The sequence below is a fragment of the Planococcus halocryophilus genome, from assembly GCF_001687585.2.
Classification (GTDB): Bacteria; Bacillota; Bacilli; order Bacillales_A; family Planococcaceae; genus Planococcus; species Planococcus halocryophilus.
Window position 1 is genome coordinate 1,136,176 of the sequence record NZ_CP016537.2, and the last position, 22,115, is coordinate 1,158,290.

Consider the following 22,115-nt stretch of genomic DNA (forward strand, 5'->3'; position numbering starts at 1 on the left):
ACGATTTCTCAATTAGGATTCTTTCATTGAAAAAATGAAGGTGTGACAGTTATCACACTAGGGTTTTATAAATAAGTGACGAATCCAGTAATCTAAATTGTTTTGTCCTCGTTTTTAATGTAGTTTAATGATTTGCCAGTAAGGTGAATATGAGTTAAGATTAGAATGATACTAATTAAGGATGGTTCGCCATTCGAATATTAACTTTATGGAGGTATATACATGTCAACTTTAGTCATTAAAGATTTACACGTTAAAATCGAAGACAAAGAGATTTTAAAGGGTGTAGACTTAACAATTAATACAGGTGAAATTCACGCAATTATGGGGCCTAACGGTACTGGTAAATCTACTTTAGCATCCGCAATTATGGGACACCCTAAATACGAAATCACACAAGGATCTATCACTTTGGACGGCGAAGACGTTCTTGAAATGGAAGTAGACGAACGCGCACGCGCTGGTCTTTTCCTAGGTATGCAATATCCAAGTGAAATTTCAGGCGTCACAAATGCTGACTTTATGCGTTCTGCAATGAATGCACGTCGCGAAGAAGGCGATGAAATTTCATTGATGAAATTCATTCGTGAATTGGACAACAAAATGGAAGTGCTCGACATGGAACAAGAAATGGCGCAGCGCTACTTAAATGAAGGCTTCTCAGGCGGAGAAAAGAAACGTAATGAAATTCTTCAGCTAATGATGATCAAACCGACAATCGCTATTTTGGATGAAATTGACTCTGGTTTGGATATCGATGCTTTGAAAGTTGTTTCAGACGGTATCAACCAAATGAAGAGCGAAAACTTCGGTTGCTTAATCATTACCCATTATCAGCGTCTGTTGAACTATATTACGCCTGACCACGTTCACGTAATGATGCAAGGACGCGTTGTTAAATCAGGTGGAGAAGAACTTTCTCTTAAACTTGAATCTGAAGGTTATGACTGGATCAAAGTTGAACTTGGTATTGAAGACGAGACTGTAGGACAAGCATAATTGAAGGGAGAGACTAGCATGACGGTTGAAACAAATTTAAAAATGACCGAGCAGGACGTGCGCTCTTTTTCAGAAATGAATGGTGAACCTTCATGGTTTACTGAGCTTCGTCTTCGTTCGTTTGGGGAAGCGCAAAGCTTGCCACTACCAAAGCCAGATAAAACAAAAATTCTTAGCTGGAACTTTACAGATTTCCCAGTTCATGCTGTTGAAAGTGCGAAGTTCGAATCGCTTGAAGATTTAACAGAAGATGTTAAAGCAATTGTAGATTTAGAACAAAAAAACCTTTATATCCAACACAATAATACGCCTGCATTTTCTCGTATTTCTGAGGACCTTGCAGCACAAGGTGTTATTTTGACGGATATTTTCACAGCTCTACGTGAACATGGCGATTTGGTCAAAAAATACTTTATGACAAATGGCGTGAAAACGGATGAGCATAAATTGACAGCGTTAAACGCTGCATTGATGAATGGTGGAGCTTTCCTTTATGTTCCGAAAAACGTTGTTGTAGAAGAGCCTGTACAAGTGGTCTTTTATCATGACGACGCTGACGCATCGTTGTTTAACCACGTAATTGTTGTTGCTGATACGAGCAGTAAAGTAACTTATGTGGAAAACTATTATTCAACAGTTCCACATGCGAACGGCTTGGCAAACATCGTGTCAGAAGTTTTTGCTGAAGATAACGCACAAATTACGTACGGTGCGGTAGATACATTAGCAGAAGGTTTTATTACGTATGTAAACCGCCGTGGCATTGTAGCACGTGATGCACGTATTGAATGGGCTTTAGGCATGATGAATGATAGCGATACAATTTCTGAAAACACAACGCATTTGATCGGCGATAATTCTTTTGGCGATACGAAAAGTGTAGTAGTTGGACGTGGATCGCAAAAGCAAAACTTTACAACTCAAGTCGTTCATTGGGGTAAAGATTCAGAAGGATTTATTCTGAAGCACGGTGTTATGAAAGACTCATCTTCTGCGATTTTTAATGGGATTGGTAAAATCGAACACGGCGCAACTAGATCTAACGCAGTACAAGAATCACGCGTACTGATGTTGAGTGAAAAAGCACGTGGCGATGCAAACCCGATTCTTTTAATCGATGAAGATGATGTAACAGCAGGACATGCCGCATCAGTTGGTCGCGTAGATCCACTTCAATTGTATTATTTGATGAGCCGCGGTATTACAAAACAGGAAGCTGAACGTCTTGTTATTCACGGTTTCTTGGCACCAGTAGTTCGAGTGTTGCCAATCGAAGGCGTTAAAAAGCAATTGACGGAGGTTATCGAAAGGAAAGTCCGCTAATGATCAACAAAGAGATAAAAAGCTATTTTCCAATACTCAACCAAGAAATAAATGGTCACCCACTGGTTTATTTGGACAGTGCCGCTACTTCACAAAAGCCCGTTCAGGTCATTGAGGCATTAAAATCTTATTATGAATTAGATAATGCTAACGTTCACCGAGGCGTTCATACGCTCGGGAACCGTGCTACTGAACATTATGAAGGTGCACGTGAAAAAGTTCGGAAATTCATCAATGCTAATTCAATGGAAGAAATTATTTTCTTGCGGGGAACGACAACTGCCATGAACCTCATTGCGCAAAGCTACGGCCGAGCCAATGTTCAAGAAGGCGACGAAATTGTCATCACCTATATGGAACATCATTCCAATATTATTCCATGGCAACAATTAGCTAAAGAACGCGGAGCCATTTTAAAATATGTTGAGCTTGAAAAAGACGGCACGATTTCGTTAGAACAAGTCCGCGCAGTCGTGACGGAACGAACTAAAATCGTCTCAATGGTTTATGTCTCGAATGTTCTCGGCACGATGAATCCAGTAAAAGAAGTAGCACAGATTGCGCATGAAAATGGAGCAGTTATGGTAGTTGATGGTGCTCAAGCGGCACCTCATCTTAAAATAGATGTTCAACAATTAGACTGTGATTTCTTTGCATTTTCTGGCCACAAAATGTGTGGGCCAACTGGTATCGGCGTTCTTTACGGCAAAAAAGAATTATTAAACAATATGGAACCTGTAGAATTTGGTGGAGAAATGATCGATTTTGTTGGTTTATACGATTCGACGTGGAAAGAGTTGCCTTGGAAATTTGAAGGTGGTACACCAATTATTGCAGGCGCTGTTGGATTAGGCGCAGCTATAGATTTTCTTAACGAGATTGGTTTAGATGAAATTGAAAAGCATGAACATCAAATGGCTGCTTACGCAATGGAAAAAATGAACTTAATCGAAGGATTAGATATTTATGGACCAACCGATCCACAGAAACGTGCGGGTATTGTGACATTCAACTTGAACGATGTTCATCCGCATGATGTCGCTACTGTCTTAGACATGAGCGGAATCGCGGTTCGTGCAGGTCATCACTGTGCACAACCTTTAATGAAATGGCTGGAAGTTTCAGCTACAGCACGCGCTAGCTTCTATTTATACAATAACGAGTCAGATGTTGACCGTTTAGTAGAAGGATTGCGTTCGGCAAAGGAGTATTTCAACGATGTCTTCTAATAACTTAGACCAATTATACAGACGTGTTATTATGGATCACTACAAGACGCCTCGCAACAAAGGGGCACTTGAAAACAATAGCGTTAATATCGAGATGAACAATCCGACCTGTGGAGACCGCATCCAACTGACTTTGCAGGTCGAAGACGGCATTGTCAAAGATGCGAAGTTTGACGGTGAAGGATGTTCGATTTCAATGGCTTCTGCTTCAATGATGACGCAAGCTGTCAAAGGGCAGGAAGTTGATACGGCATTAAAACTTTCCGGTATCTTTTCAGATATGATGCTTGGCAAAGAGTATGATGATTCGATTGATCTTGGTGATATTGAAGCGCTACAAGGCGTCTCTCAGTTTCCAGCCCGTATAAAATGTGCGACTTTGGCTTGGAAAGCGATGGAAAAAGGCGTGCAAAACGAAGAAAAATCGTAACATAGAACGGAGGAACGACGATGGCGAAAAAAATGCCAGAAATCGGTGATTATAAATATGGGTTCCACGACAAAGATGTTTCAGTATTTAGATCAAAAAGAGGTCTGACTGAAGACATCGTAAGAGAAATTTCGAAAATTAAAGAAGAACCAGAATGGATGCTTAAGTCTCGTCTGAAAGCATTGAAACTGTTTTATTCAATGCCGATGCCACAATGGGGCGGCGATCTAGGCTCATTGAACTTTGATGAAATTACGTATTACGTAAAACCTTCAGAAGCAAGCCAAACTTCATGGGATGAAGTTCCTGAAGAAATCAAACGTACATTTGATAAATTAGGAATTCCAGAAGCAGAGCAAAAGTATTTAGCTGGTGTATCAGCTCAATATGAATCTGAAGTTGTTTACCACAACATGAAAGTAGAATTGGAAGACATGGGTATCGTCTTTAAAGATACTGGTTCTGCACTTCGTGAAAACGAAGACCTTTTCAAAGAATATTGGCAGTCTGTAATTCCAGCAGCAGACAATAAATTTGCTGCATTGAATACAGCTGTTTGGTCGGGTGGATCATTTATCTATGTTCCTAAAGGCATTAAAGTGGAATCACCACTTCAAGCTTATTTCCGTATTAACTCAGAAAACATGGGTCAATTTGAACGTACGTTGATCATTGTAGATGAAGGTGCAAGCGTTCATTATGTAGAAGGTTGTACAGCTCCTGTTTACACAACAAATTCACTTCACTCAGCTGTTGTTGAAATTATCGTGAAAAAAGATGCTTATTGCCGTTATACAACAATTCAAAACTGGGCAAACAACGTCTTTAACCTTGTAACGAAACGTGCATTTGTGTACGAAAACGGGACAATGGAATGGATTGATGGCAACATTGGTTCGAAATTGACGATGAAATATCCAGCGGTTTACTTGAAAGGTGAAGGCGCACGTGGCATGACATTGTCAATCGCTATCGCTGGTAAAGGACAACACCAAGATGCTGGTGCGAAAATGATTCACTTGGCTCCAAATACGTCTTCTTCGATTGTTTCGAAATCAATTTCAAAACAAGGCGGGAAAGTATCGTATCGCGGAATCGTTCATTTTGGACGTAAAGCTGACGGTGCACGTTCGAACATCGAATGTGACACGTTAATTATGGATAACCAATCAACTTCTGATACAATTCCATACAACGAAATCTTAAACGATAACGTTTCTTTAGAACACGAAGCGAAAGTTTCAAAAGTATCTGAAGAGCAGTTATTCTACTTGATGAGCCGTGGCGTTTCTGAGCAAGAAGCTACAGAAATGATCGTAATGGGCTTTATCGAACCATTTACAAAAGAACTTCCAATGGAATATGCGGTTGAAATGAACCGTTTAATCAAGTTCGAAATGGAAGGCTCTATCGGTTAATCGATTTACCTGTAACCCTTGGTGTGACATTGTTCACGCCAAGGGTTATTTTTATAGGCTTGAACGAATAACAAGTCATATCTCTAAGCGTGCAAGTGAAGAGTTTGGGTACTTGCTTAAGGGGTATAATAGTAGCGTATATAAATCCTTAGGGGGTATGTGGAACATGAGTCAAAAATTCGAAGCTTTAAAAGATAAACTAAGCAACGCAGACTTAAGCGAAGCAAAAGAAGTATTGATACAAGCGAAAGAAGCTTATGATGATGGACAAATTGATGAAACCGAAAAGAAAGAATTGATGGCTTCTGCAAAATCCTTAATTGCGAAAAAAGGGATTGGCGGGTTATTCTGAAATCCTGAAATCATTACTTATAAATAAGCTTAGGCATACTTTAATGTACGCTTAAGCTTATTTTTTAATGTTTTTCAACGCTTCACGGTTACTAAGAGGCATTAAATTATGTGTTGAGACAAATTTTTGAACCCATTCAGCATCTGTTTTAGCATACTCACGTAATGCCCAGCCAATGGATTTTTGAATAAAGAATTCAGGTGATTCTGCGTGTTGTAAAATAATTTGAGAGAGTACAGCTAGATCTGTTGGCTGTTTGTATTTCAGTTGATGAAGAATCGCAGCACGAATTGTCCGAATATTTTCTGCTTGGGACCATTCCACCATCAAAAGTGTTCCGGCAGTTCATATAGTTTCCAAACAGCATCTATTAATTTCTCTCGATAAGGCAATTGGTACGCTGATAAGTGTTTTTTAAATAATTCATTTCGCAATGGAGTTTCGATACCTAAAAAGTCAAATTGATACCGTATATATGCTGACATCGGTATAGCCAATTCAGGATTACGATTCGCCTCAAAATTATTGCTCATCTCTTGATGGTCCCATATTTTTTCGCGGCTGCCTCATGTCCTTAAGTTAAAATGCATTTGACATATAGGATACTTATTAAAAAAAGACGTTCTATTTTTTCTATGTTATCATAAAATAATAACGAAAATGGGGGCGGGACAATGATTTATGTAGGGTTGACGGGTTGGGGAGACCATCCGGATGTCTATAGCCCGGGCTCAAAGAAAACAGATAAACTAAGTGATTATGGTGCTCATTTTCCAATTGTTGAACTGGATTCTTCTTTCTATGCAGTTCAACCGGAACGCAATATTCGGAAATGGATTGCGGAAACACCTGCGCAATTCCAATTTATCGTCAAAGCTTATCAAGGCATGACCGGTCATTTGCGTGGTGAAAATCCGTTTGAGTCACGTGATGCCATGTTTGATGCATTCTGTAAGTCTGTACAACCTTTAAAAGAAGAAGGGAAATTGGCAATGGTGTTATTGCAATTCCCACCATGGTTCGATTGTCAAAAAGAAAATGTCGATCAGCTACGGGAAATTATTGGGCGTCTCAAAGATTTTGACTTAGCGATTGAGTTTCGCCATCAATCCTGGTATGCGAATGGGATGAGCGAAAAAACTTTGGATTTTCTACGTGACCATAACTTAATTCATTCGGTTTGTGATGAACCACAAGCAGGTGAGGGATCAATTCCGCTTGTACCTATAGCTACTAGGAATGATAAAGTGTTAATGCGCATTCATGGTCGTAATGTTCATGGCTGGTTAAACCCTGGCCATGGGCAAAACTGGCGAGAAGTTCGCTATTTATATGATTACAATAAAGATGAGCTCGAAGATATTAGTAATGCCGTAAAGTTATTAGCTAAGACTACTGAAAATGTTTACGTGATTTTTAATAATAATTCAGGTGGGCATGCAGCAGGTGACGCCAAGCAGTTCCAAAAGATGAATGACTTATCATTTGATGGGCTTTCACCAAAACAAATGGACTTATTTGAAGGAGGATTTTAATGGTTTTCGTCGTTATGGCAGTTGTCGGAGTAATGTCTGGCATACTGGGTGCTCTTATTGGTTTAGGTGGGGGCGTTATACTAGTGCCTGCCTTACTGTTTATGGGTACTAGCTTTGCTTTTTTCCCTGAACTTTCACCACAAAAAATTGTGGGATTATCGGTCATCATGATGATTTTTACAGGTCTTTCATCGACCTTGGCCTATATGAAAGTTCGTACAGTGGATTATAAAAGTGGACTTATTTTCTTTGCGGGAAGTGCACCGGGGACAATCGTCGGTGCTTTTATTAATAAAAATTTAGATTTGCCATCATTTAATTTGTATTTTGGTATTCTCCTTGTGTTTCTTTCGGTACTTTTGTTGTTGCGCGACCACCTCAAGGCAGTCCGGTGGTTTGTAGATAACGGTCGAAAGACCACCTTTATTGACAGAGAAAACAAACAATACATTTATGGTTATCCAATTTGGTTTGCTTTGCTCTTAACATTTTTTGTCGGAATTGCTTCCGGATTATTTGGAATCGGCGGCGGTTCCATTATTGTACCAGCAATGATACTTTTATTTTTGTTTCCTCCTCATGTGGCGGTTGGGACATCGATGTTAATGGTTTTTCTATCGGCACTTGTCAATTCGGTTACGCATATTTCACTGGGTAACGTCCCGTGGATATATACGCTCGCGGTCGTACCAGGTGCTTATATTGGTGCGAAAATAGGAGCAGCGTTAAACAAACGTCTCAATTCGGAAATGTTAGTCACCATTTTGCGAATTGTGCTTCTAGTGCTCGGGCTACGTTCAATCTATGAAGGAATATTTAGCAATTAAAGAGGTGTTTTTATGAGCGAAACGATTCATATTTATCATACGAATGATTTACACAGTCATTTTGCAAACTGGCCTCGCATCAAGTCATTTTTAGCTGAACGAAAAAGATGGCATGAAGAAGAAGGGGACGTTTGTCTTATTTTGGATATTGGCGACCATGTGGATCGTTCACATCCTTATACCGAAGGCACAGCAGGAAAAGGGAATGTTCAATTGCTTAACGAAGCAAATTACGATGCAGTGACAATCGGCAATAACGAAGGGATTACTCTTTCGAAAGAGGAACTTGATGATTTGTATGTTCAGGCTGAATTTGATGTAGTGTTATCAAATTTATTTGACTTGCAGGGCAACCGACCAACATGGGCAAAGCCTTACAGAATTATTCAAACAGCAAGTGGAACGCGTATTGGTTTGGTTGGCGCAACAGCCGAGTTTACTCCGTTTTACCGCAAATTGGGTTGGGAAATCACAGATGCCAAAGAGGCTATAATTCAATCGGTAGAAGAGATTAAAGAAGAAACCGATTTGATTGTTTGTTTGTCCCATTTGGGTATTAAAGATGATGAGCTTTTAGCAGAATTTTGTCCGCAGATTAATATTATTTTAGGTGCACATACACATCATGTTTTTCATGATGGAAAATGGCAAGGTGATACATTACTTGGAGCTGCTGGAAAGTTTGGTTTTTACATTGGTCATATCACCGTAGAGAAGGAGTTTAAAAAAACTTCAGCTCGATTAATCGAAGTATCTCAGCTTTGCGAAGTACAAGAAAATTTTGATGAACATTTAGTAGAACAAGGAAAAGTACAAATGAACGAACTCGTCTTTCAAAGCAATAAAAAGTTAAAGGCAGAGTGGTTTAAAGATTCTGAGCTTGCAACGTTATTTGGTCAAGCGATGATTGAATTTACTGGCGCAGATTGTGCGTTGTTTAATGCTGGGATATTTATGGAAGACATACATGAAGGAGTGATGACCCGTTATAATTTCCATAAGATGTTGCCCCATCCGATCAATCCGTGTGTTGTCGCGTTAAGTGGTGCCGAGCTAAAAGAGATTTATTTGCAATCATTGAATTCGGAGTGGCCACAACTTGAGTTAAAAGGGATGGGGTTTCGGGGAGTGGTCTTTGGCAAAATGATTCATTTGAATATGGAGCTTATCGATCGTCGATTATATATCGGTGGTCAACGAGTTGTGCATAATCAAATTTATCAATTGGTTACGTTAGATATGCTGACATTCGGCTATTTTTTCCCGAGTTTGAAAAGAGCTACGAAAACATACTATATGCCAGAATTTCTTCGTGATGTATTTGGTCAATATTTTCATAGCAAAGAGATAAAGTAGTGAAGGCAGTCAGAATATATATTCAGTTGATTTTGTAGTGATTTTGGGCTATGCTAAAAAGGAAAGTTATAATGGTGGGTAGAGGCTGCAGGACTGATCAGTAGGGTGCGCGAGTTTGACCGCGTTGAATGTATCTGAAAGGAAGTTTTGCCGAAATTTATTTCTTACGGTCATAGGAAATAGATTGGGGTCATTCTGAACAAGAATGTCACTGTCATTTAAGCAATTGCTTAAATGGAGGGCTACAGGGTTGTTTGATGTTTTATCGCACAGACGAATTGTAGAAGGCTGACTGAATCCAACAACTGGAGAGGTCAGCCTTTTTTGTCTCAATTTCACCCATCAAAAACAAGGAGGAGTTATTTTGGAGAATACGATTTTTTCGATTTTGCCACCGATTATTGCCATCGTCATGGTCTTATTAACACGCCGCGTCCTATTGTCATTAGGTGCAGGTATTGTGGCAGCAGCTATTATCCTAACATGGTTTTCACCACTTGAGGCCTTGCAGGAACTTGCTACATCATTCGCAATTATTTTTTGGGACGGCGGCTTTAACGCTTATAACGTCTTTATCATTCTGTTTCTTTTACTACTGGGTGTTATTACAGCATTTGTTAGTCTTTCAGGAGGCAGCCATGCTTTCGCTGAATGGGCATCAAACCACATTAAATCTCGTCGTGGTGCCAAAGTATTAACGGTCGTTCTTGGAATGGTGATCTTTATCGATGATTATTTTAATGCATTGGCTGTTGGGCAAGTAGCACGTCCGATTACAGACAAATACAAAGTTTCACGTGCTAAACTTGCTTACTTTATTGATTCGACTGCAGCACCTGTTTGTGTAGTCTCACCTGTATCAAGTTGGGGTGCCGCGATTATCGGCATTATTGCTACTATTTTAGCTGGGCAAACTTTTGTAGAGTATTCTGCACTTGAAGCGTTTCTTTGGATGGCGCCAATGAACTTTTATGTTGTTGCTTCTCTAGCCATCGTCTTTTTTGTCGCGATCCGTGATGTTGATTTTGGTGAAATGAAAAAACATGAAGTGTTGGCAATTTCAGAAGGGCAGCTTTTCGATCCTAAAAAAACAATTCCAGGTGAAATGAAAGAAGAATTTCCAACTCACTCACATGGACATGTGAGAGATTTACTGCTTCCTATTTTACTGTTAGTTGTCGGAACAGTAGTCGCAATGATTTGGACTGGCTACCAAAATGCAGGCCAAGTATTTGATGTTTGGTTAATCTTTGAAAATACAGATGTACCAGCTTCGTTATTGATAGGGGGATTATTAGGTGCTTTAACATCTATTATTCTTTACATGCTACAAATGAAAATAAATAAAACAGCTAATGTTGGCTGGATTGGTAAAGGTATTTGGGCGGGTATCAAGTCTATGATGGGCGCCGTATTAATACTAATATTTGCTTGGTCATTGACTTCGTTAATCGGGTCATTAGAAACAGGCGCATACTTAGCAGGCGTTGTTTCTGACGGCAATGTTCCTACAGCAATCTTGCCAGTTCTCTTGTTTGTGTTAGCTGGAGTTATGGCTTTCTCTACAGGAACTTCATGGGGCTCATTCGGTATTCTTTTACCGATTGCTGGAACAATTATGATCGAAGCAGAACCTGCTTTATTATTGCCAGCGCTATCCGCAGTTTTGGCAGGTGCAGTATTTGGTGATCATTGTTCACCGATTTCTGATACGACAATCTTGTCATCAACAGGAGCGGGAAGTAATCATATGGACCATGTCTTAACGCAGATACCTTATGCATTAACAGCTGCTGGTATCGCTGCTATCGGGTATATTGTCATAGGGTTTACAGGTTCTTTACTGTTGTCATTAGGGGTTGTCCTAATCGTTTTAGCTGTGTTATTCGTTGTTTGGTCAAAACGAACAACTATTATTGAAAAACAACAAAATAATTAATAAAAGCAAGGCAGAGGAGCTTATCCTCTGCCTTTTTACTTTTGCCGCAATAGTTTTTTTCAATTATATTGTGAAAGTGTCTTTACATTAAAGAGCTCTCTCGGTATACTAATTTTAGATTAGTTAATAATCTGAAAACAAACAAAATTCCTATTTTTATGTAAAAAGAATGGGAAAACTAAGGAGGAAGAGAGATGGAGCGTTCGCAATGGGGTACACGTGCTGGTTTTATCATGGCAGCCGTCGGCTCTGCAGTAGGGTTAGGTAACATTTGGCGTTTTCCATATGTTGCGTATGAAAATGGTGGGGGTGCCTTCTTTATACCATACCTATTTGCACTACTGACTGCCGGTATACCAATTTTAATTTTAGAGTTCACGATCGGCCATAAGTATAGAGGGTCAGCACCGTTATCATTTTTCCGAATGGGCGGTAGAAAATTAGAGTGGCTTGGTTGGTGGGCAGTGTTTGTGTCCTTTGTTATATCCGTATACTATGCCGTTATTATCGCCTGGGCAATGCGCTATACTATTTTTTCTTTCAATCAGGCATGGGGTACAGATACACAAGATTTCTTATTCAATGAATTTTTACAACTTACAGTTAGTCCGGGGCAAACCGGTGGGATTGTATGGGGCGTGTTTATTCCTTTAGTGCTCGTTTGGGCGATTACACTCGGAATTTTACTTGCTGGTGTTAAAAAAGGAATTGAAATGGCTAACCGAATTTTCATCCCAACGTTAGTTATTATTTTCTTAGCAGTCGTAATTCGTGCAATTACACTGGATGGCGCGTTAATAGGATTGGAAGCGTTTTTCCAACCTGATTTTACAGCTATTATGAATCCGTCAGTTTGGGTCGCAGCTTATGGACATATCTTCTTTAGTTTATCTGTTGCATTTGCGATCATGATTACTTATTCAAGTTATTTACCGAAAAAATCGGATATCACAAATAATGCTTTTATTACAGGGTTTGCAAACTCAAGCTTTGAATTACTAGCTGGTATCGGAATTTTCGCAGCACTTGGCTTTATGGCAACACAACAAGGAGTTGCAGTTTCAGAGGTAGCTACAGCGGGTGTAGGCTTGGCCTTTGTCGTATTCCCGCAAATCATCAATGAGTTCCCAAGTTTTAACGGATTGTTTGGATTCTTCTTCTTCCTGTCCTTAACACTTGCTGGATTAACATCATTAATGTCAATTACTGAAACTTATGTTGCTGGGTTCACTGAGAAATTTGGAATTTCTCGCAGAAAAGCTGTTGTATTTGGTGGCGGACTTGCGGCTTTAATTTCAATCTTATTCGCAACTCAAGGTGGATTATTCTTCCTAGATCTTGCAGATTACTTTATCAACCAATTTGGTGTTGCTGCAGTTGGCTTAGTAGAAGTTGTTCTAGTGGTATGGGTATTCCGTAAAGCAGACTTGCTTAAAGCTCATGCAAACGAAATTTCAGATATCCACCTTGGTGCATGGTGGAAAGTTAGTCTTGGAATCATTACGCCAATCGTCTTAGGCTATATGATGTTCGGACTACTGAAAATGAACATTCTACAAGAGTTTGATACTGAAACAGGTAACTATGAAGGATATTCTAACATGTTTACTTTATCAGGAGGCGTAGCAGTAGCTTCTGCTGCAATAGTCTTCGGGATTTTATTCTCTATTGCTAAATGGCATAAAAACCAAGGGGAATATGACGAGCGCAGTTAAAAGGGGGAGTAGCATATGTCAACAAGTTCAATAGTAGTTATGATTATTGGGATGGTTTTAGTTTGGGGAGGCTTAGCTGCTAGTATTTTTCACGCAGTTAACACTGGCAGAAAGAAACGTAATTCAAACGCTACAAATAACCTATAAAAGAGTAGCCCGGAAACGAAAAGTTTCCGGGCTTTTCTATGGATTTGAAGCACGATAGCAACTTGTGAGGAACACCCCTTTATGATACATTTGGAATAGAATTAGATTCCGACTCAAATCAGATAGACAGGGGAAGATGTATATGACAGAAAAAAAAGAACATCTCAGAAAGCCTGATTGGTTAAAAATTAAATTAAATACCAATGAAAACTATACCGATTTAAAAAAAATGATGCGAGAAAATAACTTGAACACGGTTTGTGAAGAAGCGAAATGTCCAAACATCCATGAATGCTGGGGAACACGTAGAACTGCAACTTTTATGATTTTAGGTGCTATTTGTACGAGAGCGTGTCGTTTTTGTGCAGTCAAAACAGGATTGCCAAATGAGTTGGATTTACAGGAACCAGAACGTGTAGCGGCATCTGTAAAAATGATGAATTTAAAACATGCAGTTATTACAGCGGTGGCGCGGGACGATTTGAAGGACGGTGGTTCAGCGGTTTTTGCCGAAACCATCCGAGCGATCAAACGTGCTAATCCGTTTACAACTATCGAAGTCTTGCCGTCTGATATGGGTGGAGTCTATGAAAATCTAGAACGGCTAATGGATGCAAAACCGGATATTTTAAATCACAATATCGAAACAGTACGTCGTCTTACCCCAAGAGTTCGTGCACGTGCTAAGTATGACCGCTCACTGGAGTTGTTAAAACGTTCAAAAGAAATGCATCCAGAAATCCCAACAAAATCTTCTTTGATGATTGGCTTGGGAGAAACAAAAGAAGAAATTATTGAAGTTATGGATGATTTGCGTGCGAATGATGTCGATATCATGACAATCGGACAATATTTACAGCCATCGAAAAAACATTTAAGTGTACAAAAATATTATTCGCCGAAAGAATTCAAGGAATTGTGGGAAATTGCGATGACTAAAGGGTTTTCGCATTGCCAAGCAGGTCCGTTAGTTCGAAGCAGTTACCATGCGGATGAGCAAGTCAATGCAGCTGCTAAAGAGCGTCAGCGTCTCGGCGATATACAAGCAGCTGCTATAAACAGCTAATGGATGGTGAAAAAATGATTACATTGGATCAATGGCAATACGATATACTAATTGACCACCGAGAAGGTTTTAAAGAAGAGGCTATCATTACCCGTTTTAGCGAAATTTTATCGAAATATGATTATATATTAGGTGACTGGGGCTATGGGCAATTACGGTTAAAAGGCTTTTTTGAAGATACGAACCACAAGGCGACGTATGACACAAAAATAAGTACTTTGCAGGACTATCTTTACGAATACTGCAATTTCGGTTGCGCTTATTTTGTTATAAAAAAAGTTGGAAAAGCAACTCCTCCAACTGAAGAAGTTGTAGAGCAAACTCTCGAAGCGGATGAATAATCCGCTAGAGGGTTTTTTTTATGCAATATGATATGATAAAGAAAGAAAAGATAGATTTTCAAACGCCTATTGGAGGGTATTTTTATGTATTTTATTGACCGTAACAAAATCACTGAAACGATTCAGTATATGAATGCTTTAGTGGAATTTTATGAAGCTCAGCAACAATGGACATCATTTGGCGAGCAGCTCGCTTTAGAGCGTTTAGGTGCAAACATTATCGAGTCGATTATCGATGTTGGAAATTCAATGATTGACGGATTTATTATGCGTGATCCTGGAAGTTACGATGACATTATCGATATCTTAGTTGATGAAAAAGTGATCACTAAAGAGATGGACCAACCGCTGAAACAAGTAATTGCCTTGCGGAAAATGCTAGTTCGTGAATTTATGAAAGTAGATCAGCAAGCAATTGTAAAAGCATTAGATGAAAACATTGAATCGTTAAAAGCATTTGGCCCAAAAGTTGAACATTATTTAGTTCATGAGCTTGGACCAGTTTCAGCATTTATACCGGAGACGAAAAATGGAAACTAGAAAAACGTATCGAGCATATTGCCTTGATTTAGACGGAACGGTTTATCGTGGATCAGAAATAGTTGAAGAGGCAGCAGAGTTTATCGAGCAGCTACAGCAACAAGAAATCGAACCTTTTTACATCACAAACAATGCATCGAAGACCCAACAACAATTACAAGATAAACTGGCTGGTTTTGGTATTGCAGCTAAAAAAGAGCGCATTATGTCTTCTGCAATTGCGGCAGCAAAATATATTAAACGTTGGTACCCTGAAAAAACCGTCTATATGATAGGTTCGGATGGCTTAGACCAAGCTTTGCGTCAAGAAGGACTTGAACGAGTAGAAGAAGAGGCAGATATCGTATTAATCGGACTTGATCGAAGTATTACATACGACAAGCTCGCAACTGCCTGTTTAGAGGTTCGAAAAGGCGCTGTTTTTCTATCTACCAATAAAGATTTAGCCTTTCCATCTGAAAAAGGCTTTTTACCTGGTAATGGAGCAATCACACGTCTCGTTTCAGCATCAACTGGAGTCGAGCCGGTTTTTATCGGCAAACCGGAAATTCATATGCTAGAAGCGATTCAGCATGAATCTGGATTCGAAAAAAGTGAGATGGTGATGATTGGGGATAACTACGATACTGATATTCAAGCGGGGATCCGTTTTGGAATCGATACAATTCATGTCAATACAGGTGTTAGCAGTACAGAGACAGTGGTAGAGAAAGAGCATCCACCAACTTACACAATTGACAATCTTGGTTACTGGAAAATATGAAAAAAAAAGCCCAGCAAAGTGACTTTATGTCGTTTTGCTGGGCTACGGTGCATTGTATAATAACACAATACGTATCAGTTTCTTTCGTATTAAAAACCGGTGAAGGTTTAAAATAATGGATTTTTATCTATGAATTCATAGACTTTTTTAGTCAATTCATCTGGAGATTCGGCCTCAACGATTTCGCCATTGACTAAAGCATATAAAGACTCGGAACATTTTGTGCAATAGCTTAAACAGCCGTATTCCAAAACATCGAGATTAGGATCTCGTTCGAGTTTTTCAAAAGAACCTTGCGCACCATTGACGATATTGCTAATACAAAATTCTACAATTGGTTTCATTCTAAGTCACCTCACTACAACGAAATCCTACCTTTTTTAGCGACTAGAGTCAATTAATTGATTTCTAGCGAAAGCATTGTGAAAGTTATCACAATCAGCTATACTCATATGTGAGAAAATTGATCAGACAGACGAAATTTAAAGGAGATTTTTATGCGAAAATTAGTCTTACTTGGAGGCGGATACGGCAATATGCGGATTTTGCTTCGTTTATTGCCAACCAGCTTACCACAAGATACCGAAATCATTCTGATTGACCGTACCCCCTTCCACAGCATGAAAACAGAATTTTATGCGTTAGCAGCCGGTACAGAGTCGGACCACGAAGTCCGTGTACCTTTTCCAGAGCATGAGCGTTTAACGCTTGTTAATGGTGAAATATTGGAAATCGGTCTTCAAGAAAAGTGCATTTTCATGGAAAATGGTGACCGTATTGCATATGATGATTTAGTTATTGGTTTAGGTTGTGAAGATAAATATCATAACGTTCCAGGAGCTGATGAATTTACGTACAGTATTCAAACAATCGGTAAATCGCGTGCGACTTATCAAGCTTTGCTTGGCTTGCCTGCAGGCGCAGTAGTAGGTGTCGTAGGAGCAGGTTTAAGTGGTATTGAGTTAGCTAGTGAATTGCGGGAAAGCCGAAAAGACTTGAACATTAAGTTGTTTGACCGCAGTCCCAGGATTTTACGTGATTTCCCTGAACGCTTAAGTAATTTTGTGAAAAACTGGTTTGAAAACCATAATGTTGACGTGGTATCAAATTCAAATATTACGCAAGTTGAACCGAAGCTGCTCCACAATCATGAAGAAACGATCTCTGTAGATGCAGTTGTTTGGACAGCTGGTATTCAGCCTGTTAAACCGGTTCGTGATTTGGGTCTTGATTGTGACACTACTGGACGAGTAGTGATCAACCAATATCATCAATTACCAAATGATGATCATGTTTATGTAGTAGGTGATTGTGCTGCTTTACCTATGGCTCCTTCTGCACAGTTAGCAGAAGAGCAAGCAGAGCAAATCGTCAAAGTATTAAAAGCAATTTGGAAAGACGAACCTTTGCCTGAAACGATGCCTGAAATCAAGCTAAAAGGATTCCTTGGCTCGTTAGGGAAAAAACAAGGATTTGCTTATTTAGCAGATCGTACAGTCACAGGCCGCATTGCCCGTTTGATGAAATCAGGCGTATTGTGGATGTACAAATGGCATAATGGATAATAAAGAACACATAGACTGTAGACAACTCTATTTACTCGAGTTGTCTACAGTTTTTTTGTAATAAGTTATTATTAGAGAAAAAAAGTTTTGGAATGTACTCATTCTAAAACCTTTACTAGTTTTTATTCAACTTCTGAAAAACCATGTTTTTCAAGTTCGCGATAAACAGGTTTTAACTGTACATAACCTTCTCCAACAACTTCACCTTCAACTAAAACTAAAGGATAGAAAAATTCATCATCCATAATACGTTGTGCATAATCTTTTTGATGATCAAGTTCAATCGGTTTCTCAATATCGATATAGGTAATTGAAAATGGTTGATCTTTGTATTTTCTTGAGATGGCGGCTTCTAGCCACTCATAAGTATCAATTGACGAAGGTGCATTGACACAACTTGCACAAATAACATCGGTTCCGTAGACTTCTATAGATAATTGCTTCTTCATAATTTGGACCCCCTGTGAATTCATTAGTGGCTTTTTCCCGCTAATCACATTATAATGATTATAATGAAAGGAGTCGATATAAATGACTGAAGCTTTGCTAGAAGATCAAGTAATGGAAGTCTTAGATAAATTACGTCCATTCCTTTTGCGTGATGGGGGAGACTGTGAACTTGTTGATATAGAGGATGGTATCGTAAAACTTCGTTTACTCGGCGCATGCGGAAGCTGTCCAAGTTCGACCATTACATTAAAAGCAGGAATTGAACGCGCGTTAGTGGAAGAAGTTCCTGGAATCGTAGAAGTAGAGCAAGTATTTTAAATGCTAAGAGACCTTTTTAGGTCTCTTTTTCTATATAAATAAATGGAAGTTATTATTCTTAATTCGATTACACATTAATTTAAGGTCCACGGCTTGAACAATGATAGAAATGATTGCTATGATAGAGTTAGAGGAAGGTGATCAGATTGACAGAAGTAGTTGAAATTACAGAAGCAGCCTCATTCCAGATTAAAGAAATGATGCGTCATAACGAAGAAGAAGGTTCCTATTTGCGCGTTGCCGTTAAAGGTGGCGGATGTAGTGGATTAACATATGGTATGGGGTTTGAAAAAGAAAAAACGGATGAAGATGACCGTTACGAACAATTTGATATTCCGATTTTAATTGCGAAAGAAGATGCTCCGATTCTTCAAGGCACTGTGGTCGATTACAAACAGTCCTTAATGGGTGGCGGTTTTACAATTGAAAACCCAAATGCCATAGCATCTTGCGGTTGTGGAACATCATTCCGCACAGCGAAAAAAGAAGGTACTCCTGAAAATTGTTAAAAGTCGGTCACAAACCGGCTTTTTTCTTGTGGATAAGTCTAGGTTAAACGTATTATTCGGTTGAAATCATCCAGTAATAGGTCTAATATAGAGGATAGATGTTTATCGGTGCGTCATGGTTTTACCGTTTTGACGATATTCGATTAAAAAATGACTTGAAGGTGGTTGCGATTGTGTTGAAAAGACCGTCAATATTAGTATTAGGTGCAGGTTACGGTGGATTAACTACTGTAGTAAACTTGCAAAAAGTTCTGGATACAGATGCTGCAGACATAACATTGATTAACAAAAACGAATACCATTACGAAAGCACATGGCTTCACGAAGCAGCTGCAGGTACATTACTTCCTGAGCAAGTGCGCTACGACATTAAAGATGTAATCGATAGTGTCAAAGTTAAATTTGTGCAAGCGACTGTTGAAGCAATTGACGTAGTCGGCAAAAAAGTTACGACAGATAATGGCGAATTTACATATGACTATATTGTCATCGCTCTTGGATTCGAAGGTGAAACTTTCGGAATTGAAGGTCTTGATAAATATGCATTGTCAATTGCTAACGTAAAAGCTGCACGTTACATCCGTGAGCACATTGAATTCCAATTTGCTACGTGGTCTGCAGAGCCAGTTAAAGACGACAGCCGTTTAACGATTATCGTTGGAGGAGCTGGATTTACGGGCATTGAATTCCTTGGAGAACTGGCTAACCGTGTGCCTGAACTTTGCAAAGAGTACGATGTTCCAAATGAAAAAGTTCGTGTGGTTTGTGTAGAAGCTGCGCCAATGGTATTACCTGGATTCGATCCAGAGCTAGTAAATTATGCTGTGGGCCATTTAGAGTCTAAAGGCATTGAATTCTCAATTGGCACGCCAGTTGTAGAAGCAACTCCAGAAGGCGTTAAAATTAAAAAAGGCGACGATGAATTTGAATTCATCAAAGCTGGCACAGTAGTTTGGGCTGCAGGTATTCGTGGCAACAAATTAATTGAAGCTACAGCTATTGAAAATATGCGCGCTCGCGTTAAAGTTGAAAAAGATCTACGTGCTCCAGGCTACGATGATGTATTCATCATTGGTGATTGTGCGTTGATGATCAACGAAGAAACAAATCGTCCGTATCCACCAACTGCGCAGATTGCTATGCAGCAAGGGGAAGTTGTGGCGAAAAACTTAAAAGCGTTAATGAGCAATGACACAACAGTTGAATTTGTTCCAGATCTTAAAGGAACGGTTTGCTCACTTGGTGAAGATGATGCGATTGGCGTTGTTTTTGGCAAAAAAGTAACAGGCAAACGAGCTTCATTTATGAAAAAAATGATTGATAACCGTGCGTTATTCATGATCGGCGGACCGATGCTCGTGATGAAAAAAGGTAAATTTAACGTTCTATAAGATAGACATTCAAAAGCTCCCTTTGCGGGGAGCTTTTTTTGTAATTTTAGAGCATTTGCATTAAACGATTTTTAGCAGAAAGAGGGATGTTTGTGGCAACTAATAAGCGTGGAAATGTTTGGCTTGGTGCAGCCGGACTTGTCGTAAATTCAAATGGCGAGTGGCTCGTTGTAAAAAAGAGATATGGCGGTCTGCATGGGAAGTGGTCATTACCAGCTGGGTTTGTGCAAGGCAATGAAACAATTGATCAGGCAGCTTTGAGAGAAGTTAAAGAAGAAACCGGAATTGACTGCGAGATGATTGAACTGATTGGATTTCGTTCTGGTGTTCTTCAAGAAAAAATTAGCGATAACATGGCCATATTTTTATTGAAAGCGATAAAAGAGGAGCAGCCTGTAGTGGCACAATTATCTGAGTTATATTCAGCAGATTGGTTATCCCCTAAAGAATTAGCCAATAGCGGAGAAGCATCTGTAATGCTTGTTGAAATGGCTTACTATTCATTAGAAAAAGGGTTAACACCTATAAATCATGTGGACCCCGGAAAAGGTTTTGGTTATTCAGAATACAAATTATTTTTTAGAAAATAGCAGCTAAACGAATAAAATTAAAAAAAATAAAGAAAATATCGATGATAGCGGTTACATACAGACTTTATCTATTGCGCTCTAGATAAAGTCGTGCTATATTATCAGAATATTACAAACAAGAATAGAAGGAGGTGTTTCAAATGACAATCTTTAAAAAGGATAAAAATGTCAAAAATTGCCCGTATTGTTCAGGACAAGGCTACTTTCAATTACGACTGGGTGGTTCAGAAACGTGCTCCTGCTGTTCGGGTTCAGGGAAAAAATAATTAGTTTGATGATGGCGAATGGAAAGAAAGATTCCGTTCGCTTTTTGTTTGCGGAAATTTTGTATAGGAGTTGGCTTCTGCCATATAGGATAAGTGACAAAGCAATGAACTCTGTACAGTTGGATTGAAAGCCTTTGTTTTTTCGGTTAAACTGATGAAAGGAATAACGGAGGTTAGAATTCATGAACAGTTCATTTACGATTGTGCAATTGATTATTTCGATGTTGCTTTTTTATGTTATGTTCTTCGGAATTGGTTTTTTATTGAATATGTTACTTCGGATGACTTGGCTAATGGCTGTCGTTTATCCGGTAGTCATTTTATTGGTTGTGGATGATGTAGGCGTCTTTGATTATTTCACCAACCCAGGTGAATCTTTTGCCATGCTTGGAGACACCATTACATCTATGACAGGCAGTGACATAGCTGTTTTGCTTGCTGGTTGGGCAGGCGCGATCACGTCAGGTTTTGTCATGAAAATTTTACGCAAAATGGGTTATCAAATGTTTTAAAGAAATCGCCGATCCGGTAAAACGGATCGGCGATTTTTACGTTAATGTGATGGTTATCTAAATATGCCATAAACGATAAAGGAAATGGCAATACCTGTTAAAGCACCCATAAACACTTCACTTGGTTTATGACCAAGTAAGGTTTTAAGTTCTTGAATTTTTTCTTCTTCTTTTTTCTGTGGCCATTTTCTGGTTTCTTCCATGAAAATATAAATATCTTGGCGCATTTTGTTGATAGTCAAGGCCTGTTGCCCTGCTTGAAAACGGACACCCGTGGCATCGTACATCGTGATAACTGCAAACATCGTAGAAACTGCAAAGATCGTTGAAGAAACACCATGTTCAAAAGCTACTGCTGTCGTTAAAGAGGTAACCGCAGCTGAATGGGAACTCGGCATGCCTCCAGTTGAAGAAAAAAGTTTCCAGTCAAGTTCTCGGGTTACGGCGTACTGAATCGGAATTTTAATAAATTGAGCAAAGACAATTGCAAATAACGCAATCATAAGAGGGGTGTTAGAGAAAATTTCCATGTGG

General features: G+C 39.2%; 28 protein-coding genes and 1 riboswitch. Of the genes, 23 read left to right on the forward strand and 5 right to left on the reverse strand.

Annotation, left to right across the window (positions count from 1 at the left end):
• Positions 1 to 216: 216 nt before the first annotated feature.
• From sufC to BBI08_RS05640, 6 genes are all read left to right on the forward strand, one after another.
• Positions 217 to 999 carry a Fe-S cluster assembly ATPase SufC gene (gene sufC, locus BBI08_RS05615; protein WP_330217548.1) on the forward strand — a complete coding sequence of 261 codons (783 nt, stop codon included), beginning with the start codon at positions 217 to 219 and terminating at the stop codon, positions 997 to 999.
• A gap of 18 nt (positions 1,000 to 1,017) precedes the next feature.
• Positions 1,018 to 2,322, forward strand: coding sequence for a Fe-S cluster assembly protein SufD (gene sufD / locus BBI08_RS05620; protein WP_065527836.1), 1,305 nt, complete (start codon positions 1,018 to 1,020; stop codon positions 2,320 to 2,322).
• Positions 2,322 to 3,551: a cysteine desulfurase gene (locus tag BBI08_RS05625; protein WP_008497707.1), complete on the forward strand. Its 1,230-nt coding sequence runs from the start codon at positions 2,322 to 2,324 to the stop codon at positions 3,549 to 3,551. Before sufD ends, BBI08_RS05625 begins: the two co-directional genes overlap by 1 nt.
• The gene (sufU, locus tag BBI08_RS05630; RefSeq protein WP_008429496.1) at positions 3,541 to 3,981 is read left to right on the forward strand and encodes a Fe-S cluster assembly sulfur transfer protein SufU; all 441 of its coding nucleotides are present in this window, start codon (positions 3,541 to 3,543) and stop codon (positions 3,979 to 3,981) included. The genes BBI08_RS05625 and sufU overlap by 11 nt, the downstream gene beginning before the upstream one ends.
• Positions 3,982 to 4,001: 20 nt before the next feature.
• Entirely contained in the window at positions 4,002 to 5,399 is a 1,398-nt protein-coding gene (sufB, locus tag BBI08_RS05635) for a Fe-S cluster assembly protein SufB (protein WP_008497706.1), read from the forward strand.
• 166 nt (positions 5,400 to 5,565) lie between these two features.
• Positions 5,566 to 5,751 carry a hypothetical protein gene (locus BBI08_RS05640; protein ID WP_008497705.1) on the forward strand — a complete coding sequence of 62 codons (186 nt, stop codon included), beginning with the start codon at positions 5,566 to 5,568 and terminating at the stop codon, positions 5,749 to 5,751.
• A 57-nt stretch (positions 5,752 to 5,808) separates the two neighbouring features.
• On the opposite strand, the gene BBI08_RS17275 is transcribed toward BBI08_RS05640, so the two are convergent.
• Entirely contained in the window at positions 5,809 to 6,078 is a 270-nt protein-coding gene (locus tag BBI08_RS17275; RefSeq protein WP_008497703.1) for a DNA alkylation repair protein, read from the reverse strand.
• A complete protein-coding gene (locus BBI08_RS17280) occupies positions 6,078 to 6,284 on the reverse strand; it encodes a DNA alkylation repair protein (RefSeq protein ID WP_065527837.1) in 207 nt (68 codons plus the stop codon). Before BBI08_RS17280 ends, BBI08_RS17275 begins: the two co-directional genes overlap by 1 nt.
• Before the next feature lie 141 nt (positions 6,285 to 6,425).
• Between BBI08_RS17280 and BBI08_RS05655 the strand changes: the two genes are divergently transcribed.
• The 10 genes from BBI08_RS05655 (at position 6,426) to BBI08_RS05695 (ending at position 15,980) form a co-directional block, all read left to right on the forward strand.
• On the forward strand, positions 6,426 to 7,286 hold the full coding sequence (locus tag BBI08_RS05655) for a DUF72 domain-containing protein (protein WP_065527838.1): 861 nt from the start codon (positions 6,426 to 6,428) through the stop codon (positions 7,284 to 7,286).
• Positions 7,286 to 8,113 (forward strand): sulfite exporter TauE/SafE family protein, encoded by an 828-nt coding sequence (locus tag BBI08_RS05660; RefSeq protein ID WP_065527839.1) that lies wholly within the window; start codon positions 7,286 to 7,288, stop codon positions 8,111 to 8,113. Before BBI08_RS05655 ends, BBI08_RS05660 begins: the two co-directional genes overlap by 1 nt.
• A gap of 12 nt (positions 8,114 to 8,125) precedes the next feature.
• A complete protein-coding gene (locus BBI08_RS05665) occupies positions 8,126 to 9,469 on the forward strand; it encodes a bifunctional metallophosphatase/5'-nucleotidase (protein WP_008497702.1) in 1,344 nt (447 codons plus the stop codon).
• A 71-nt stretch (positions 9,470 to 9,540) separates the two neighbouring features.
• A riboswitch (Lysine riboswitch) is annotated at positions 9,541 to 9,722 on the forward strand.
• A 111-nt stretch (positions 9,723 to 9,833) separates the two neighbouring features.
• Entirely contained in the window at positions 9,834 to 11,408 is a 1,575-nt protein-coding gene (locus BBI08_RS05670; protein ID WP_008497701.1) for a Na+/H+ antiporter NhaC family protein, read from the forward strand.
• Positions 11,409 to 11,602: 194 nt separating this feature from the next.
• Complete coding sequence (locus tag BBI08_RS05675) at positions 11,603 to 13,123, forward strand: sodium-dependent transporter (protein ID WP_008497700.1); 1,521 nt, start codon at positions 11,603 to 11,605, stop codon at positions 13,121 to 13,123.
• A 15-nt stretch (positions 13,124 to 13,138) separates the two neighbouring features.
• Positions 13,139 to 13,270 (forward strand): methionine/alanine import family NSS transporter small subunit, encoded by a 132-nt coding sequence (locus BBI08_RS16985; protein WP_155800267.1) that lies wholly within the window; start codon positions 13,139 to 13,141, stop codon positions 13,268 to 13,270.
• Positions 13,271 to 13,412: 142 nt separating this feature from the next.
• Complete coding sequence (gene lipA, locus BBI08_RS05680; protein ID WP_065527840.1) at positions 13,413 to 14,336, forward strand: lipoyl synthase; 924 nt, start codon at positions 13,413 to 13,415, stop codon at positions 14,334 to 14,336.
• A gap of 14 nt (positions 14,337 to 14,350) precedes the next feature.
• Positions 14,351 to 14,677, forward strand: coding sequence for a YutD family protein (locus tag BBI08_RS05685; protein ID WP_040850843.1), 327 nt, complete (start codon positions 14,351 to 14,353; stop codon positions 14,675 to 14,677).
• An 84-nt stretch (positions 14,678 to 14,761) separates the two neighbouring features.
• Positions 14,762 to 15,217 carry a DUF86 domain-containing protein gene (locus BBI08_RS05690; RefSeq protein ID WP_008497697.1) on the forward strand — a complete coding sequence of 152 codons (456 nt, stop codon included), beginning with the start codon at positions 14,762 to 14,764 and terminating at the stop codon, positions 15,215 to 15,217.
• Positions 15,207 to 15,980 carry a TIGR01457 family HAD-type hydrolase gene (locus BBI08_RS05695; RefSeq protein ID WP_008497695.1) on the forward strand — a complete coding sequence of 258 codons (774 nt, stop codon included), beginning with the start codon at positions 15,207 to 15,209 and terminating at the stop codon, positions 15,978 to 15,980. Before BBI08_RS05690 ends, BBI08_RS05695 begins: the two co-directional genes overlap by 11 nt.
• A gap of 107 nt (positions 15,981 to 16,087) precedes the next feature.
• Here the strand turns inward: BBI08_RS05695 and BBI08_RS05700 are convergent, their stop codons facing one another.
• The gene (locus BBI08_RS05700; protein WP_008497694.1) at positions 16,088 to 16,324 is read right to left on the reverse strand and encodes a YuzB family protein; all 237 of its coding nucleotides are present in this window, start codon (positions 16,322 to 16,324) and stop codon (positions 16,088 to 16,090) included.
• Positions 16,325 to 16,477: 153 nt separating this feature from the next.
• Between BBI08_RS05700 and BBI08_RS05705 the strand changes: the two genes are divergently transcribed.
• The gene (locus BBI08_RS05705; RefSeq protein ID WP_065527841.1) at positions 16,478 to 17,545 is read left to right on the forward strand and encodes an NAD(P)/FAD-dependent oxidoreductase; all 1,068 of its coding nucleotides are present in this window, start codon (positions 16,478 to 16,480) and stop codon (positions 17,543 to 17,545) included.
• A 122-nt stretch (positions 17,546 to 17,667) separates the two neighbouring features.
• Here the strand turns inward: BBI08_RS05705 and BBI08_RS05710 are convergent, their stop codons facing one another.
• The gene (locus tag BBI08_RS05710) at positions 17,668 to 17,994 is read right to left on the reverse strand and encodes a YuzD family protein (RefSeq protein WP_008497693.1); all 327 of its coding nucleotides are present in this window, start codon (positions 17,992 to 17,994) and stop codon (positions 17,668 to 17,670) included.
• An 82-nt stretch (positions 17,995 to 18,076) separates the two neighbouring features.
• Here BBI08_RS05710 and BBI08_RS05715 point away from each other — a divergent pair, with 82 nt between their 5' ends.
• The 6 genes from BBI08_RS05715 (at position 18,077) to BBI08_RS05735 (ending at position 21,581) form a co-directional block, all read left to right on the forward strand.
• Positions 18,077 to 18,313: a NifU family protein gene (locus BBI08_RS05715; protein WP_008429467.1), complete on the forward strand. Its 237-nt coding sequence runs from the start codon at positions 18,077 to 18,079 to the stop codon at positions 18,311 to 18,313.
• A 146-nt stretch (positions 18,314 to 18,459) separates the two neighbouring features.
• The gene (locus BBI08_RS05720) at positions 18,460 to 18,822 is read left to right on the forward strand and encodes a HesB/IscA family protein (protein ID WP_065527842.1); all 363 of its coding nucleotides are present in this window, start codon (positions 18,460 to 18,462) and stop codon (positions 18,820 to 18,822) included.
• Positions 18,823 to 18,998: 176 nt separating this feature from the next.
• Entirely contained in the window at positions 18,999 to 20,213 is a 1,215-nt protein-coding gene (locus BBI08_RS05725; RefSeq protein WP_065528536.1) for an NAD(P)/FAD-dependent oxidoreductase, read from the forward strand.
• Positions 20,214 to 20,305: 92 nt separating this feature from the next.
• Positions 20,306 to 20,803, forward strand: coding sequence for an NUDIX domain-containing protein (locus tag BBI08_RS05730; RefSeq protein WP_008497692.1), 498 nt, complete (start codon positions 20,306 to 20,308; stop codon positions 20,801 to 20,803).
• Between the two features lie 140 nt (positions 20,804 to 20,943).
• Positions 20,944 to 21,069, forward strand: coding sequence for a YuiA family protein (locus tag BBI08_RS17110; RefSeq protein WP_162138558.1), 126 nt, complete (start codon positions 20,944 to 20,946; stop codon positions 21,067 to 21,069).
• Positions 21,070 to 21,251: 182 nt separating this feature from the next.
• Positions 21,252 to 21,581, forward strand: a complete 330-nt coding sequence (locus BBI08_RS05735) for a YuiB family protein (protein ID WP_008429461.1) — start codon at positions 21,252 to 21,254, stop codon at positions 21,579 to 21,581.
• A gap of 53 nt (positions 21,582 to 21,634) precedes the next feature.
• Here the strand turns inward: BBI08_RS05735 and BBI08_RS05740 are convergent, their stop codons facing one another.
• Positions 21,635 to 22,111 carry a divergent PAP2 family protein gene (locus tag BBI08_RS05740; protein ID WP_008497691.1) on the reverse strand — a complete coding sequence of 159 codons (477 nt, stop codon included), beginning with the start codon at positions 22,109 to 22,111 and terminating at the stop codon, positions 21,635 to 21,637.
• Between the last annotated feature and the right edge of the window lie 4 nt (positions 22,112 to 22,115).